The sequence below is a fragment of the Rhizobium sp. 01T437 genome, from assembly GCF_056398505.1.
Genome location: NZ_JBFTPM010000002.1, coordinates 192,230 through 206,549, shown reverse-complemented (window position 1 = coordinate 206,549; position 14,320 = coordinate 192,230). Strand labels below are relative to the sequence as shown.

Genomic DNA, 14,320 nt, shown 5'->3' with positions numbered 1-14,320 from the left:
TGAAGGCCAGGAATGGAATGGCTTTCGAACCCGTAAAGACTGAGATCTTGAACTGCGCAGGCGAAACGAAAGAAGCCCGGTCGATGACCGGGCTTCCATGAAAGGCATCATTGCCAGAGGCTTACTTCTCAGCCTTCTGGAAGTAGCTGTACTTGCCGTCGTCGCCCTTCTTCCATTCGTACATGACGTAGCCCGGAAGCTTCGGGTCGCCCTTTCCGTCGAACGAGATGTCGCCGAGAACGGTCGGGAACGGACCCTTTTCCTTCATGGCGGCGGCAACGGCTTCAGCGTCCGTCGAACCGGCAGCCTTGGCAGCAGCAGCGATCGTCTGCAGCGCAGCGTAGGAGTAGAGCGTGTAAGCTTCCGGGTTGAAGCCGGCAGCCTTGAACTTCGCAACGAGGTCCTTGTTGGCCGGGTTGACCGTCGGATCGGGGCCGAAGGTGTTCAGCGTACCGGCAACGGCGTCACCAGCGATGGAGGCAAGTTCGTTCGAGACGATACCGTCACCCGAAACGAGCGCTGCCTTCAGGCCCTGGTCGGCCGACTGGCGGATGATGAGACCGGCTTCGGTGTGCAGACCGCCCCAGTAGATGATGGAAACGCCGGCTTCCTTCATCTTTGCGATGAGGGCCGAGAAGTCCTTGTCGCCGACGTTCACGCCTTCGTACATGACTTCGGTGACGCCAGCGGCATTCAGAGACTTCTTGGTTTCGTCAGCGAGACCCTGGCCATAAGGAGTCTTGTCATGAATGACAGCGATCTTGGCGTCCTTGAAGTGGTCGGCCAGATACTTGCCGGCGATGGCGCCCTGCTGGTCGTCACGGCCGCAGGTGCGGAAGGTGTTCCACAGGCCACGCTCGGTGAAGACCGGGTTGGTAGCAGCCGGGGTGATTTCGAGAATGCCGTTTTCGGCGTAAACTTCAGAAGCCGGGATGGAAACGCCCGAGTTGAAGTGACCGATAACGAACTTCACGCCGTCAGCAACGAACTTGTTGGCAACGGAGATGCCCTGCTTCGGGTCGGAAACGTCGTCGCCGAGCTCGATCTTGATCTGCTCGCCGTTGATGCCACCAGCAGCATTGATGTCAGCGGCTGCCTGCTCGGCACCCTTCTGCAGCTGGGCGCCGAACGCAGCGTTCGGGCCTGTCAGCGGACCACCGACGCCGATCAGGATGTCAGCTCGTGCGATGCCGCCGAAAGCGACGATCGCCGTCAGTGCCACCGCTGACAAGAGAGACTTCTTCATATTGTTACTCCCAATTTTTGGGCGGGTTTCTTCCAAGTCCTGACGCATACCCCACCTTTGACTGCGCCAGGAAAAGCTGTTCCACTCTGAAGGCAATTCATGCCTAGTTTCAACGGGCTGTCAATGTTTCTCCTTCCACGAAAACGCGGAAGTTTTTTCGTACAGCCAGTAATAGTTGTTGACCATCTGATTGGTGCGGCGATAGCGGAACCCGGCTGTCGAGAAGATCAGCAGAGTTACGAAATCGATAATGTAGAAGAAGGCGCTGAGCATCGGGCCGTCAAACAACGCATGATGCAGGAACTGCATCGCCCATGCGAGCAGGAAGGTATAGACGATGACCAGCGGATAATTGTTCCAACCGTCCGCAACCGCCCTGCCGGCACGCCACGCCGTCCAGAAACCGATGAGCACCACAAGCGCGCGGATGACGAGCTTTACGCCGTTGTCGCTTTCGAAGAAAAGTCCCTGCATAATCAAACTCTCCCTTCTGCGGCGCTCAATGCCGCCCGCCTTCGAGATAGGCGGCGCGCACTTCCGGATTGGCGAGCAGTTCCTTGCCCGAACCGCTCATCGTCACCTTGCCGTTGACCATGACGTAAGCGCGATGTGAAAGCTTGAGCGCTGCGAATGCGTTCTGCTCCACGAGGAAGACGGTAAGCCCCTCTTTCTCGTTCAGCACCTTGATGGCCTCGAAGATGCCCTTGACGATCAGCGGCGCAAGGCCGAGCGAGGGTTCGTCGAGAAGCAGCAGCTTCGGACGTGCCATCAACGCGCGGCCGATCGAAAGCATCTGCTGCTCACCGCCCGAAAGCGTGCCACCGCGCTGCGACTGACGCTCCTTGAGACGCGGAAACATCACGAAAATCTTCTCGAGATCCTCATGAAAATATTTGAGATTGTCGAGACCCGCGCCCATCTGGAGATTTTCCAGAACGGTCATGCGCGGGAAGATGCGSCGKCCYTCSGGCGACTGCGCGATACGCAGCCGTGCGATCTCGTGCGTCGGCAGCCTGGTGATGTCCTGGCCGTCAAAGATGATCGAGCCGGTACGGGCCTGCGGGCTGCCGCAGATCGTCATCATCAACGTCGATTTGCCGGCGCCGTTGGCGCCGATCAGGCTGACGATCTCGCCCTTTTTTACCTCGACATCAATGCCGGCTAGCGCGCGGATATTGCCGTAATAGGTCTCGACGCCCTGAACCTTGAGAAGCTGTTCTCCGGCCGCCATCAGATTGCGCCCCCTTCTACGGTCGCAATGACCTCTTCGACTTCTTCATCCTCGACACCGAGATAGGCCGCAATAACCCTCGGGTCGTTCTTCACGTGGTCAGGGTTGCCGTCGGAAATCTTCTGGCCGTATTCCAGAACGATGACGTGGTCGGAAATTTCCATGACCACCGACATGTCGTGCTCGATGAGCAGGATAGAAGTCCCGGTTTCGGTGCGAATGCCCTTCAGCAAGGCATTGAGCGCCGCCGATTCACGCGGATTGAGACCGGCAGCCGGCTCATCGAGGCAAAGCAGCTCCGGACCGGTGCACATGGCGCGGGCGATTTCCAGACGACGCTGGGCGCCGTAAGGCAGGTCGCCGGCCGGATCGTCGGCGCGGTCGATGAGATCGGCCTTCTCCAGCCAGGAGCGCGCAAGCTCGATCGCGGCAGCCGCTTCCCGCTTGTAGGGACCGATGCCGAGCAGACCGAGCACGGTGAAGCCCGAGGCCTTCATCAGCTTGTTGTGCTGGGCAACGAGCAGGTTTTCCAGAACGGTGAGGCCCGAAAACAGGCGGATGTTCTGGAAGGTGCGGGCAACCTTGGCTTCCTTGGTGATGCGGAAATCCGGCAGACGCTCGAGCAGGTATTGCTTGCCGCTCTTTTGCGTCAGCGTGATCATGCCCATCGTCGGCTTGTAGAAGCCGGTGATGCAGTTGAAGACGGTCGTCTTGCCCGCACCGTTCGGGCCGATCAGCGCGGTGATTTCGCCGCGCTTGGCCTCGAAGGATAAGTCGTTGATGGCCATCAGGCCGCCGAACTTCATCGACAGGTGCTCGACCTTGAGCAAAGTGTCATTCGACATCGTGTTCTCGACAGGGCTCATCAACCGTGGCCCTCCTTGGTAAAGCTTCCGGATACGGCCTTGCGCTCCCTAAGGAAGGCGGTCGGCTCACGCGAGCCGACGAAACCACGTGGTTTGAACAGCATGACGATGACCATAGCGAGGCCGAAGAGCAGCATGCGGTAGAGTTCCGGCGTGAAGTCCGGTCCGAAACCTGGGATGATCGTCGTATTACCCCATGTGAGACCGGTCTTGAGGAAATCCATTTCGCGCAGCACTTCCGTACCGCCGACCATGACGACGGCGGCAATCGCAATACCCGTTAGCGAACCCATGCCGCCAAGCACGACGATGGCGAGGATGACGGCCGATTCCAGGAACACGAAGGATTCCGGCGAGACGAAGCCCTGGCGGGCCGCGAAGAAAGAGCCGGCGAAACCGCCGAACATGGCACCGGTGGCGAAAGCCGTCAGCTTCGTCGTCACCGTGTTGATGCCGAGCGAGCGGCAGGCAATTTCATCCTCGCGCAATGCTTCCCACGCACGGCCGATCGGCATGCGGCGCAGCCGGATCGTCACATAGGCCGTCAGCATGCAGAGCGCCAGAATGACGTAGAACAGGAAGATCTTGTAGTAGGCCGATGATGACGGCAGGCCGAAAACCTTGGCGAAATTGTTCGCCTTGCCGACATCGAAGCTCAAGATGCCGAAAACCGAAGCCTTGGCGATGCCGGAGATACCGAAGGTGCCCTTAGTCACTTCCGTCCAGTTGATGATGACCAGGCGGATGATTTCGCCGAAGGCAAGCGTGACGATCGCCAGATAGTCGCCGCGCAAGCGCAGCACCGGAAAGCCGAGGATGACGCCCCAAAGAGCTGCAAAGATGCCGGCGAGCGGCAGCAGCACCCAGAAGGACAGGCCGAAATGGGTCGAAAGCAACGCATAGGAATAGGCGCCGACCGCGTAGAAGGCGACGTAACCGAGGTCGAGCAGCCCGGCGAGGCCGACGACGATGTTCAGACCCCAGGCGAGCATCACATAGATCAGGATCTGGATGCCGAAATTGTCCACCCACTTCAACGCGCCCTGCGGACCGAGGAAATAGGCAGTGGCAAGCGGATAGACCAGAAGGAATACGAGCGCAATCTTCAGGAAATGCGTCCGGAAGAAGCCCTTATCAGTCGAAATCTCGAGCTCGCCGAGACGCGCCTTCGAAAGCTTGCGCTGATCAAGATGCGGCCTGACGAAAACGACCACGATGAAACGGCCGACGGCGGCGACCAGCACGAAAATGGCCAGCAATCCCCAGCGCTGAACGACGATCAACTCGTTGTTGATGTTCTGCTGCGTGCCGAGACCGACATAGAGAACGAACAGGCCAAGTGCGATGAGGCCGGAGAAGAAGGCTTCCCTAAGCCCCTTCTGGACAAGCCCGGCGTCGGACTTGCCAGCGGAAGTGTCGATGTTTGCCATGACTTATACCTTCTCGACTTCCGGCCGGCCGAGAATGCCCGTCGGCTTGAAGATCAGCACGAATGCAAGAATGGCGAAGGTAGCGACATCCTTGTACGCGATGGTGAAATAGGCCGACCACAGGGATTCGATGAGGCCGATCATCAGCCCGCCGAGAACAGCGCCCGGCAGTGAGCCGATGCCGCCGAGAACGGCTGCAGTGAAGGCCTTGACGCCCGGGATGAAGCCATCGTTGAACGACGCGACACCATAATACATCAGGTACATCGTGCCGGCGACGGCTGCGAGTGCCGCACCCATGATGAAGGTGATGGAGATCGTCTGGTCGACATTGACGCCGAGCAGTGCCGCCATCTTGCGGTCCTGTTCGGTCGCGCGCTGGGCGCGCCCGAGTGCTGTCTTGTTGACGATGTACCAGAAGGCAGCAAGCAGGACGACCGTGACGACGATGATGATGATCTGCTTCAGCGAGATCGACAGACCGCCGACATTATAGACCGTGCGGACGAGCGGCGGGATCGGCTTGTTGCGCGGGCCTTGAGTAACCTGGATGAAATTCGAAAGCGTGATCGACATGCCGATCGCGGTAATCAGCGGTGCCAGGCGGAATGAACCGCGCAGCGGACGGTAGGCGACGCGCTCGATCGTCCAGTTCCACAAACTCGTCATCAGCATCGCGACCACAAGCATGGCCAGCAGCAGCACGGCTACCGGAAGACCTGCAAAGATGGATGTGAGAACGAGAAAGACGATAAGAGCAGCGAAACCACCGAGCATGAAAATGTCGCCATGGGCGAAGTTGATCATGCCGATAATGCCGTAAACCATCGTATAGCCAATAGCCACAAGGCCATAGATGGATCCGAGAGTCAGCCCGTTGAGGAGCTGCTGGACAAAATACTCCATATGTCATTTCCCCTGGATGCGAACCAAATTTAAGTTGCATCTCTTATTGGTTTTATCGCGCGTGCTTTCACACGAGCCACTAGTCGCATTGCATAGCGGTTTCGTTGGAAATGTGAAGACAAAAAGGATTTACTGCGCCAGAATCTTGGGCAAACAGGGCTAAATGGCGCAATTCAAACCAAAATCCACACAAAAGCGGCATCGATTGACAAATTTTTAGTCAGAGCGGGCTTCGTCAATTAATCTTTTGGCACCGAACGAAGCCAGAAACGCTCGCCTTATGCGTAAACTGTTCCACAAGTAAGGAAATCGACGAAATTTCAAACTCGAAGATGCTGTCAATTGCAAATGGCATTTCACGAGCAATTGCTTCTGACGCGCTTTGTGCAAACCCGACGAGCCTGTGCTAATGTTACGGGATTCCAGCAAAGGGGTGCGGCAGCACCTCCTATACGCTATATATAGCGCGGTGGTCTCAAGACGAATTTGCAGACGAACGGCAGGAATATGCTGAAGACATTTGAACGGGCGGCACTCGAAGCCGGCAAAGCCATCATAGAAGTCTTCTGCGATGGCTGCTCGGTGGAAATGAAAGCTGATGAAAGCCCGGTGACGATCGCCGACCAGGAGGCCGAGCGCATCATACTGGCGCATCTGAAACGCGATTTCCCTGAGATCCCCGTCATCGCCGAAGAATCGGTAGCCGCTGGCAGAGTGCCTGATATCGCCGGAAAGCCCTTCTTTCTGGTCGATCCTCTGGATGGCACCCGCGAATTCCTGGACAAGCGCCAGGAGTTCACCGTCAATATCGCCTATGTGGAAAATGGCATCCCCGTCGCCGGTATCGTCTATGCCCCAGCACTTGGCATCGCTTTTTCCGGCGAGCGCGGAAGCGCGGAGAAACTGGTGATCGACGAGAACTTTGCGATAACGGAGAGAATGCCGATCAAAGTGCGCAAACAGCCGGCAGAAAGTATGGCGCTCGCGAGTTTTCGGCATGATAGCCCCGAGACTGGCCTCTTCCTCGCCAGGCATGCGATCTCCAAATGCACCAACATCGGCTCGTCCCTGAAATTCTGCCTGCTGGCAGAAGGCAAGGCCGACGTCTACCCACGCTTCACCCGCACCATGGAGTGGGATACCGCGGCCGGCGATGCGGTGTTGCGCGCTGCCGGCGGGTCGACTGTCACCATGGACGGCCAGCCGCTCATCTACGGCAAAACAGGTGCGGCTGCTGATTTCGACTTCGCAAATCCCCATTTCGTCTCCTGGGGCGGCACGAAGCCTGCGCTCGAGCGGGCGTAGCGATCGCCGAAAATGGGTGTCTTTCAGCTTTGTCGCTGCAATATTGTCGCGGGCTGTTCGATATCAGTGCCTGGATGCCTCCGGCCGGGAAAATCACCCGGTAAGTTCCATCTCCGGTCTTCACTTCTGATTCGGAGCCCGCGCCCTTCCCTTCTTCCGGTCGCATGCTCTCCCGCCGCAATGTCGCCACAATCGCTGCCGCCGCCATCATGTGACTTCGGTAACATTGGCGCGGAGGCAGACACAATTATGGTATTAAATCCATAGTTTCGGAATACCAATTCCGACAGCCTCCGCTCATCCGGCTCCGGCGCAATAGACAATAAATTCGATCCAGACGGGACCGGGATCCCGTAGGCCCTGCCGGGAATGGAGCGTTTTGGCACGGTGTAAGCCATGCCCATCACAACCGTCGTCTGTGTTCCGAATCTGGCCAAACACATAAGATTCCTAATAAAAACCCCGGTTGAAAAATAAAACTCCTGATTTTGCATAAACTTAACGCAACTGCGAAGTTTGCTGCGATGCGAAATTTCTCTGGACTCGGTTAAACAAATGTCGCAAATTTAGGATGTAGTAGGGTTAAACGTCGCCTAACATTCTGGTGCCTTAATGTGGCGCTAACCAAGCCAGCGAATGACACCGCCGAAAGCTTCAAAATACAAAGGGTAGATCCTTGAGCGTCATGGACCTTAACAAGAGTATTTCTGAAGAGAGCTTTCGCGTTCCGCCTGTTCGTCAGGTAAACGCGAGGTTCCCAGTTACCGCACTCGACAGCATCGTTCCGCCACCTGCTTCCATGCAGTTCGTGCTGAAGCGGGCCTTCGACATTTTTGCCTCGATCAGCGCACTTATCGTGCTTGCTCCGCTTCTTCTGGTCGTCGCAGCCCTGATCAAGATGGACAGCCCCGGTCCAGTGCTCTTCAAGCAGACCCGCTGGGGCAAGAATTGCCGCGCCATCAAGGTCTACAAGTTCCGTTCCATGCGTACGGATCTGCAAGACGTCACCGGCGTTGCACAGACGGTCAAGAACGACCCCCGCGTTACCCGCGTCGGCGCATTCCTGCGTCGCTCGAACATCGATGAGTTGCCTCAGCTTCTCAACGTGCTCAAGGGTGACATGTCGGTTGTCGGACCGCGCTGCCATGCAATCGGCATGCGTGCCGGAGGCATGCTCTATGAAGAGTTGGTTCCGCAATATCACCACCGCCACGCTATGCGTCCGGGCATCACCGGCTTGGCGCAGATGCGGGGCCTACGCGGCCCGACGGACCGTCCGGCCAAGGCGCGCGCCCGCATCGCCAGCGATCTCCACTATGTCGAGAACTTCTCTGTATTGATGGACATCCGCATCATCATCGGAACGCTGATTTCCGAGCTGAATGGCGGCAAAGGCTTCTGATTGGAAAAAAGGGTATCGGCTGTTACAGCAGCCGATACCGGAATGCCCGGGCGACCGCCTGCATGCGGTTGACCGAATCCAGTTTGCGCATCGCGCTCTTCAGATATCCCACCACCGTATGCGATGAGAGATCGAGAATGATCGCAATCTCGTCGCTGCTCTTGCCCGCAGCCGACCAGCGCAGACATTCGATCTCCCGCCGGGTGAGGCTTTCCGATGGCCGGTCTTCCGGCTTCTCGTCGCTCGGCAACGTGTCCAGAAGCTCCATGCAGCCATAAAGCAGCGCCGTCGCTTCTTCGCGGGAGGGCATGGCACGCGCCCCCGAAAAAGCAAAGATGTATTGTTTCAGGTCAGCGTCGTGTAGCGCGAACGCGAACGTATGCTTCAGCCCGTGCATCTGAAACATCGTGTTCAGACGGCGGTTTTCCTGATTCGCTGCATTGCCACCAAAAGGCCCCTCTTCGCAGAAGACAGGCATGATCGTGCGCTTCATGACGGCGACCAGCTTGCTGCAATAGAAGAGGTCCGCCTCCTCGTAAAAGTTGACGAGGCTCTGCGGCCAGTTGCTGATCAGCTTGTTTTCGAGAAAGGCCGTCCGGTCCCCGCGCGGGAACACGGAAAACAGGTGGAATTCGAACCCGGCGGCCTTCGTCAGCTCGTCCAGGCGGCTTGCACCGTCGACAGCGGAAATGCCCGCAGAACGGGCCTCGAACGCAGAAAATGCGGCATCATCGGCGCAGTCGCGGACTGCGCGTTCACGTCTCTTCATTCTCTTATTCCTTCACAGGCCTAGCTTCGGCTCGGCCTCGCAACCGGCAGCGGATTGGACGCGCCGGACGATCACGAAAGACGGCATCTGCCCCGCATCCGAAGGATACGAAGCATTCAAACGGCAATCTTTATTGATACTGCGAGAGCAACGGAGACGAAGTCTTTGCGCTCATACTTATGTTGCAGCGCTTATAAAATTATCCGGAAGAAATATGTAACATTTATTCCGCATGGCTCCCATGCAGCCGCATCAAATTGACGTAACGGCAGGAGCCCGCAAATCAGCCCTCCGGGCGCGCGTCTAAAGTTATTATCAAAGTCTTACGATGCGTTTAGGCAATTTTTAAATGTGGCAAGTTAGAGTGGCACCCGTGGTCTTGCGTTGTGTAGAGAGTCCAATGACCGAAATGATACGTCCCCGAGTGAAATATGTCATCGGCCCCGATGGCAGCCCCCTGACGATTGCGGATCTTCCGCCGCCGAACACGCGGCGCTGGGTCATCCGCCGGAAGGCAGAGGTTGTCGCGGCTGTTCGCGGTGGCCTGTTGAGCTTGGAAGAAGCCTGCGAGCGTTACACGCTCACTGTCGAAGAATTCCTTTCCTGGCAGTCCTCCATCAACAGCCATGGTCTCGCCGGCCTGCGCACTACGCGCATCCAGCAGTACCGCCACTGATCCCATTCGATTTGATTATTTCGGGCCGGACGCATTTCCCTTGAGGGAATGAAGAAGGCCCGAAATCATTGCCGAGGCCGCGTAACACCAGAGGCCGGGTTGCGTAAACGCATTCGCAAGTCCCGTCGTCTTCGCTGCCGCAATCACGATCGCGACGAGCAGCACGTCCATCATGGACCACTTGGACAGATGCGGCACGACGTTGCGATAAAACAGGCTGCCGGTGCCGCCGGCAGCCATGGATTCAGCGGCGATCCCGATCATTTTCAAAACCGGCAGTACGATCGAGACGAGCGCAACCAGTGCTGCAAGCGCCACGTCACCTCCATTCCAGAGCGAAGCCACGATTTCCAGCAATGACGGCGTCTCGTCGAAGAACCAGAGCTTCTCGAAGCGGATGAGCGGCAACACGAGGCCAAGCGCCAGTAGAAACGGCGCCGTCACCAATAGAACGGGCCGGACCGCCGAAAGCCTGTTCAATTTTCCGCCTCCCCTTTGAACACACTGTCTCCTGCCGCTACGGCTTGGCATGCCGATGCGACCATGTCACGTTCGCGATCACATAATTCGTCAGGAGACAGACATGGATATCAGGATTGAAGAAAACACCTCCGGCGGCCGCTATGTTGCGACGCTGGAAGGCCACGAAGCGGAAATGACCTATTCCCGCACATCACCGAAACTTATCATCATCGATCATACCGGCGTACCGGACGCTTTGCGCGGCAAGGGCGTCGGCCAGGCACTCGCCCTTCATGCGGTCGAGGCAGCCCGCGAGGGCGAATGGAAGATCATCCCGCTCTGCCCCTTCTTTAAATCACAGGCGCAGCGCCATCCGGAATGGAACGACGTCGTAAACTGAGAACATCCGCCACACGATAGAAACACCAAAAGCCATGCATGACGGACACCGCGCCCGTCATGCATGGCTTCTGTGGTTATCCCCCAAGGCGCCGTGACCGGCGCCTGCAACATTCGTCAGGCTCGGACGCGAACCGCGCCATCACGCTCTTCGAGCGCCGTTGCCCTGGCATATTCCGCCTGCATTTCCTCAAGCGCCAATTCCAGCGCCTCCTCCTGAACCTTCAGTTCCTTGATCGAAACCTGAAGATTGTCGGCGCGCTGACGTGCGGCCTTGGCGAAGGTCGGATATGCAAAGTGATTCGGGTCGGAAATACCGGACTTCTTTTCCTCGACGACGATCTGGCTCTCCAGATCCTTCGTCATCCGTTCAAATTCGGACATCATCATCTGCAACTGCTGCAGCTGACGACGTTTTTCGTTAACCTGAAACTCTTTCAGGCGAACGAGGCTCTCTCGCGACTTCATACGCATTACTCCCGTGATGCGAGACCCCGGCTCAACTTGAAACCGCCCTTGCGCGCCGCTTTGACACGGTTTGCTAAAAAATTTCCTGCGATATTAACAAAAACCTACCGCTGGTAACCTTTCGTTTACGGGCATCGTTAATGATAGGTCCGATGATTTAAGGCTCGGTAAACGCCAATACAGGAAACCGAACCTTTTCATTAGCGAGTCAGATGAATCACTTAGCGCAGATTCTTAATGTCGAAGTTGAGAATCTCGTTTCGAGATTTCCATTGGAAAACAGAGAAATGGAAAAAATATTTAATAAATTCGATACTCCTTGCCAGAGTGAATTAGAATTTGTTAACCATTTCGTGGCAGCTTCCAAATCACGTAGCTTATTCGGTATCGCGTAGGGGGCCATGCCACCTTTCGGCGGCGGTAAAGGGGATAATTATGCGGGTACTTCTCATCGAGGATGATAGCGCTACGGCGCAGAGCATCGAACTGATGCTCAAATCTGAGAGTTTTAATGTTTATACGACAGATCTCGGCGAAGAAGGCGTGGATCTGGGCAAGTTGTATGATTACGATATCATCCTTCTCGATCTGAACCTTCCCGACATGTCCGGATACGAAGTGCTGCGCACTCTCCGCCTGTCGAAGGTCAAGACGCCGATCCTCATCCTCTCGGGCATGGCCGGCATCGAAGACAAGGTTCGTGGTCTCGGCTTCGGCGCCGACGACTACATGACCAAGCCGTTCCACAAGGACGAGCTCGTCGCCCGTATCCACGCCATCGTCCGCCGGTCCAAGGGTCATGCCCAGTCGGTCATCATCACGGGCGAGCTTATCGTCAACCTCGACGCCAAGACCGTCGAAGTCGGCGGCCAGCGCGTCCACCTGACGGGCAAGGAATATCAGATGCTGGAGCTTCTTTCGCTCCGCAAGGGCACCACGCTCACCAAGGAAATGTTCCTGAACCACCTCTATGGCGGTATGGACGAGCCGGAACTGAAGATCATCGACGTCTTCATCTGCAAGCTGCGCAAGAAGCTCGCAAATGCTGCCGGCGGCGCCAACTACATCGAAACCGTCTGGGGCCGCGGCTATGTGCTGCGCGAGCCCGATGGTGCCGAATACGCCGAAACCGCCTGATCCGCCGAATCCCCTTACCAAATGAAAAGTCCCGCCTCGCCGGCGGGACTTTTATTTTGTCGGCAATGTGCGGAAATGAAAAAGCCGCCCGAAAGGACGGCTCCCGTTAACGATTTGCGTGACCTATTCAGGCAGCGATTGCGCGATTTCCGAACACGGCGGTGAGGATCTTGCGGTCGAACGGCTTGAGCAGGAAGTCGGTTGCCCCTGCCCGCTTGCCGGCCATCAGCTTTTTCAGATCGGCCTCGATGACGCAATAGTAGATCTTGACCTCTTTGCCGCCCTCCATGGCGCGGATATTGGCAATGAGATCAAGCGCGCCTTCCATGCCCGAATCGACGATCAGGTATTCGGGAAGCTCAGCCTGGCAGCGCTGCAACGCCTCTTCGGCATTCGAAGCTTCGCTGACCAGAAAATCGAGCTCGGAAAGGATTCGCTTGCCGACCTTGCGAACGATGTCCGAACTATCGGTGATCATGAATCTCTGCATGGCAGCTCCTTACCCCTCGCGCTGTCTCCGTCGAGGGTCTTCCTAACCTTCGAAGATAGGTTGATCAGGCTAAGGAATCGTTACTGCACTCGCTTCGATCAGCAATCGGTGAACTACGCTGCGGCAACCTTGGCAGTGAAGATGATCTCTTCGGCGCTGGCTGAATAATCCAGAACCATGCCGCATTCTTCCGCTAGCAGCACAGTATAATAAGGCTGGATCGAATGCGCATCAATCGCTTCCTCGGCGGTGCCGGTGGCGATTTCGACGAATTTCGGCGGCAAGCGCATCAGCTTGCCCTTGGCGACGAGCTTGAAACTGGCATCGAATTCCGGATTTTCCAGCGTAATATCCAGATTGCCGCCACGCGGAATGGAAGAATATGCGACGAGGAAGAGGTTAAGGAGCAGTTTGACCCTGTTCTTGGCGACAATCGCGCGTGGGCCGCTCCAGCTCACTTCGGTCTTCTTCTCTGCCACAGCAAAGTCCTTGGCTGCACGTTCGGCCTCGCCGGTATCGATCGAGGCGCCGACGGAACCGGATGCACCGAAGGCGAGGCGTGCGAATTTGAGACGGACCGAGGCATTGAGCGCACTGGTGCGGATGAGATCCATCGCGTCCGAATCCGCTCCGCCTTCGTCCAGAAGCTCCAGACCGTTATTGATCGCGCCGACGGGCGAGATCACGTCATGGCACACACGACTGCAAAGAAGTGCTGCCAGGTCCGGGCCGGACAGAGTGAGATTCGGGTTCTTGGACATCATCGTCTCCTGAGGGCGGCAGTGTCATTCCACCCGGTAGTGTGCCTAATCAAAATTGCGCGAAGTTTGCGACCGTACTCGCCGCCATAATGACACCATATTTGGTAAACCGATTGTTAAGACGATCGGAGCAAAATGCATCAAATGCCAATGCCCCCGACAATGACGAATGGATGACATCATGCGCCTCCAATTTCTCGGAAGATTTATCGGCTTCTGCAAGTTGCTGATCGCTATCATGATCTCGTCGGTGATGATTACCGGACAGGCCGCAGCGCAGCAGAACAACGGCCAGTACACAGTGCAGGAAATCGTTGATGCCGGTCATTCCTTCTTCGGCGAGACCAGCGGCGGCCTTGCCAAAGTCGTTGAAAGCGCCTTCCAGAAATACGGCCTGCCGAACGGCTATATCCTCGGCCAGGAGGGCGGCGGCGCCTTCATCGCCGGCCTCACCTACGGCGAAGGCCAGCTCAATACCAAGAATGCCGGCGAGCATCCGCTTTACTGGCAGGGTCCATCTCTCGGCCTCGATTACGGTGGCCAGGGCTCCCGCGTCATGATGCTGGTCTACGACCTGCCGTCCATCGACTCCATCTATGCTCGCTTCGGCGGCGTCAGCGGCTCGGCCTATGTCATTGCCGGCTTCGGCATGACGCTTCTCAAGAACAACAACGTTCTGGTCGTGCCGATCCGCACTGGTGTCGGCGCCCGCCTCGGCATCAATGTCGGCTATCTGAAGGTCACCCCGAACCCGACCTGGAACCCCTTCTGA

General features: G+C 57.0%; 17 protein-coding genes. 6 read left to right on the top strand and 11 right to left on the bottom strand.

The features are described from left to right. Nucleotides 1–121: 121 nt before the first annotated feature. The 6 genes from AC1DM5_RS04415 to AC1DM5_RS04390 all read right to left on the bottom strand — a co-directional run bounded on the left by AC1DM5_RS04415 (nucleotide 122) and on the right by AC1DM5_RS04390 (nucleotide 5,679). Entirely contained in the window at nucleotides 122–1,246 is a 1,125-nt protein-coding gene (locus AC1DM5_RS04415) for a branched-chain amino acid ABC transporter substrate-binding protein (protein ID WP_477821466.1), read from the bottom strand. A gap of 120 nt (nucleotides 1,247–1,366) precedes the next feature. Continuing rightward, nucleotides 1,367–1,720: a DUF6867 family protein gene (locus AC1DM5_RS04410; RefSeq protein ID WP_477821467.1), complete on the bottom strand. Its 354-nt coding sequence runs from the start codon at nucleotides 1,718–1,720 to the stop codon at nucleotides 1,367–1,369. 25 nt (nucleotides 1,721–1,745) lie between these two features. Continuing rightward, nucleotides 1,746–2,477: an ABC transporter ATP-binding protein gene (locus AC1DM5_RS04405; RefSeq protein ID WP_477821468.1), complete on the bottom strand. Its 732-nt coding sequence runs from the start codon at nucleotides 2,475–2,477 to the stop codon at nucleotides 1,746–1,748. Then, complete coding sequence (locus tag AC1DM5_RS04400) at nucleotides 2,477–3,343, bottom strand: ABC transporter ATP-binding protein (RefSeq protein ID WP_477821469.1); 867 nt, start codon at nucleotides 3,341–3,343, stop codon at nucleotides 2,477–2,479. Before AC1DM5_RS04400 ends, AC1DM5_RS04405 begins: the two co-directional genes overlap by 1 nt. Then, nucleotides 3,343–4,773: a high-affinity branched-chain amino acid ABC transporter permease LivM gene (gene livM, locus AC1DM5_RS04395; RefSeq protein WP_477821470.1), complete on the bottom strand. Its 1,431-nt coding sequence runs from the start codon at nucleotides 4,771–4,773 to the stop codon at nucleotides 3,343–3,345. The genes AC1DM5_RS04400 and livM overlap by 1 nt, the downstream gene beginning before the upstream one ends. 3 nt (nucleotides 4,774–4,776) lie before the next feature. After that, complete coding sequence (locus tag AC1DM5_RS04390) at nucleotides 4,777–5,679, bottom strand: branched-chain amino acid ABC transporter permease (RefSeq protein ID WP_477821471.1); 903 nt, start codon at nucleotides 5,677–5,679, stop codon at nucleotides 4,777–4,779. 507 nt (nucleotides 5,680–6,186) lie between these two features. On the opposite strand from AC1DM5_RS04390, the gene cysQ reads away from it, so the two are divergent. Both cysQ and AC1DM5_RS04380 read left to right on the top strand, forming a co-directional pair. Further along, nucleotides 6,187–6,984 (top strand): 3'(2'),5'-bisphosphate nucleotidase CysQ, encoded by a 798-nt coding sequence (gene cysQ, locus AC1DM5_RS04385; protein ID WP_477821472.1) that lies wholly within the window; start codon nucleotides 6,187–6,189, stop codon nucleotides 6,982–6,984. Between the two features lie 685 nt (nucleotides 6,985–7,669). Continuing rightward, a complete protein-coding gene (locus tag AC1DM5_RS04380) occupies nucleotides 7,670–8,386 on the top strand; it encodes a sugar transferase (RefSeq protein ID WP_477821482.1) in 717 nt (238 codons plus the stop codon). Between the two features lie 22 nt (nucleotides 8,387–8,408). Here AC1DM5_RS04380 and AC1DM5_RS04375 read toward each other — a convergent pair whose 3' ends face one another. Further along, complete coding sequence (locus AC1DM5_RS04375) at nucleotides 8,409–9,155, bottom strand: LuxR C-terminal-related transcriptional regulator (protein ID WP_477821473.1); 747 nt, start codon at nucleotides 9,153–9,155, stop codon at nucleotides 8,409–8,411. 400 nt (nucleotides 9,156–9,555) lie between these two features. On the opposite strand from AC1DM5_RS04375, the gene sciP reads away from it, so the two are divergent. Continuing rightward, complete coding sequence (gene sciP, locus AC1DM5_RS04370; protein WP_007533628.1) at nucleotides 9,556–9,831, top strand: CtrA inhibitor SciP; 276 nt, start codon at nucleotides 9,556–9,558, stop codon at nucleotides 9,829–9,831. 15 nt (nucleotides 9,832–9,846) lie between these two features. Here the strand turns inward: sciP and AC1DM5_RS04365 are convergent, their stop codons facing one another. Then, a complete protein-coding gene (locus AC1DM5_RS04365) occupies nucleotides 9,847–10,362 on the bottom strand; it encodes a paraquat-inducible protein A (protein WP_477821474.1) in 516 nt (171 codons plus the stop codon). A 52-nt stretch (nucleotides 10,363–10,414) separates the two neighbouring features. Here AC1DM5_RS04365 and AC1DM5_RS04360 point away from each other — a divergent pair, with 52 nt between their 5' ends. Further along, nucleotides 10,415–10,693, top strand: a complete 279-nt coding sequence (locus AC1DM5_RS04360) for a GNAT family N-acetyltransferase (protein WP_477821475.1) — start codon at nucleotides 10,415–10,417, stop codon at nucleotides 10,691–10,693. A gap of 116 nt (nucleotides 10,694–10,809) precedes the next feature. Here the strand turns inward: AC1DM5_RS04360 and AC1DM5_RS04355 are convergent, their stop codons facing one another. Continuing rightward, nucleotides 10,810–11,160, bottom strand: a complete 351-nt coding sequence (locus AC1DM5_RS04355; RefSeq protein WP_007815190.1) for a hypothetical protein — start codon at nucleotides 11,158–11,160, stop codon at nucleotides 10,810–10,812. A 435-nt stretch (nucleotides 11,161–11,595) separates the two neighbouring features. Between AC1DM5_RS04355 and ctrA the strand changes: the two genes are divergently transcribed. Further along, entirely contained in the window at nucleotides 11,596–12,297 is a 702-nt protein-coding gene (gene ctrA / locus AC1DM5_RS04350) for a response regulator transcription factor CtrA (protein ID WP_007815188.1), read from the top strand. A gap of 127 nt (nucleotides 12,298–12,424) precedes the next feature. Here ctrA and AC1DM5_RS04345 read toward each other — a convergent pair whose 3' ends face one another. Next, nucleotides 12,425–12,787 carry a response regulator gene (locus AC1DM5_RS04345; protein WP_477824013.1) on the bottom strand — a complete coding sequence of 121 codons (363 nt, stop codon included), beginning with the start codon at nucleotides 12,785–12,787 and terminating at the stop codon, nucleotides 12,425–12,427. A gap of 113 nt (nucleotides 12,788–12,900) precedes the next feature. Next, nucleotides 12,901–13,548, bottom strand: coding sequence for a histidine phosphotransferase ChpT (gene chpT, locus AC1DM5_RS04340; protein WP_007815183.1), 648 nt, complete (start codon nucleotides 13,546–13,548; stop codon nucleotides 12,901–12,903). A gap of 181 nt (nucleotides 13,549–13,729) precedes the next feature. On the opposite strand from chpT, the gene AC1DM5_RS04335 reads away from it, so the two are divergent. Further along, nucleotides 13,730–14,320, top strand: coding sequence for a DUF1134 domain-containing protein (locus AC1DM5_RS04335; RefSeq protein WP_477824015.1), 591 nt, complete (start codon nucleotides 13,730–13,732; stop codon nucleotides 14,318–14,320).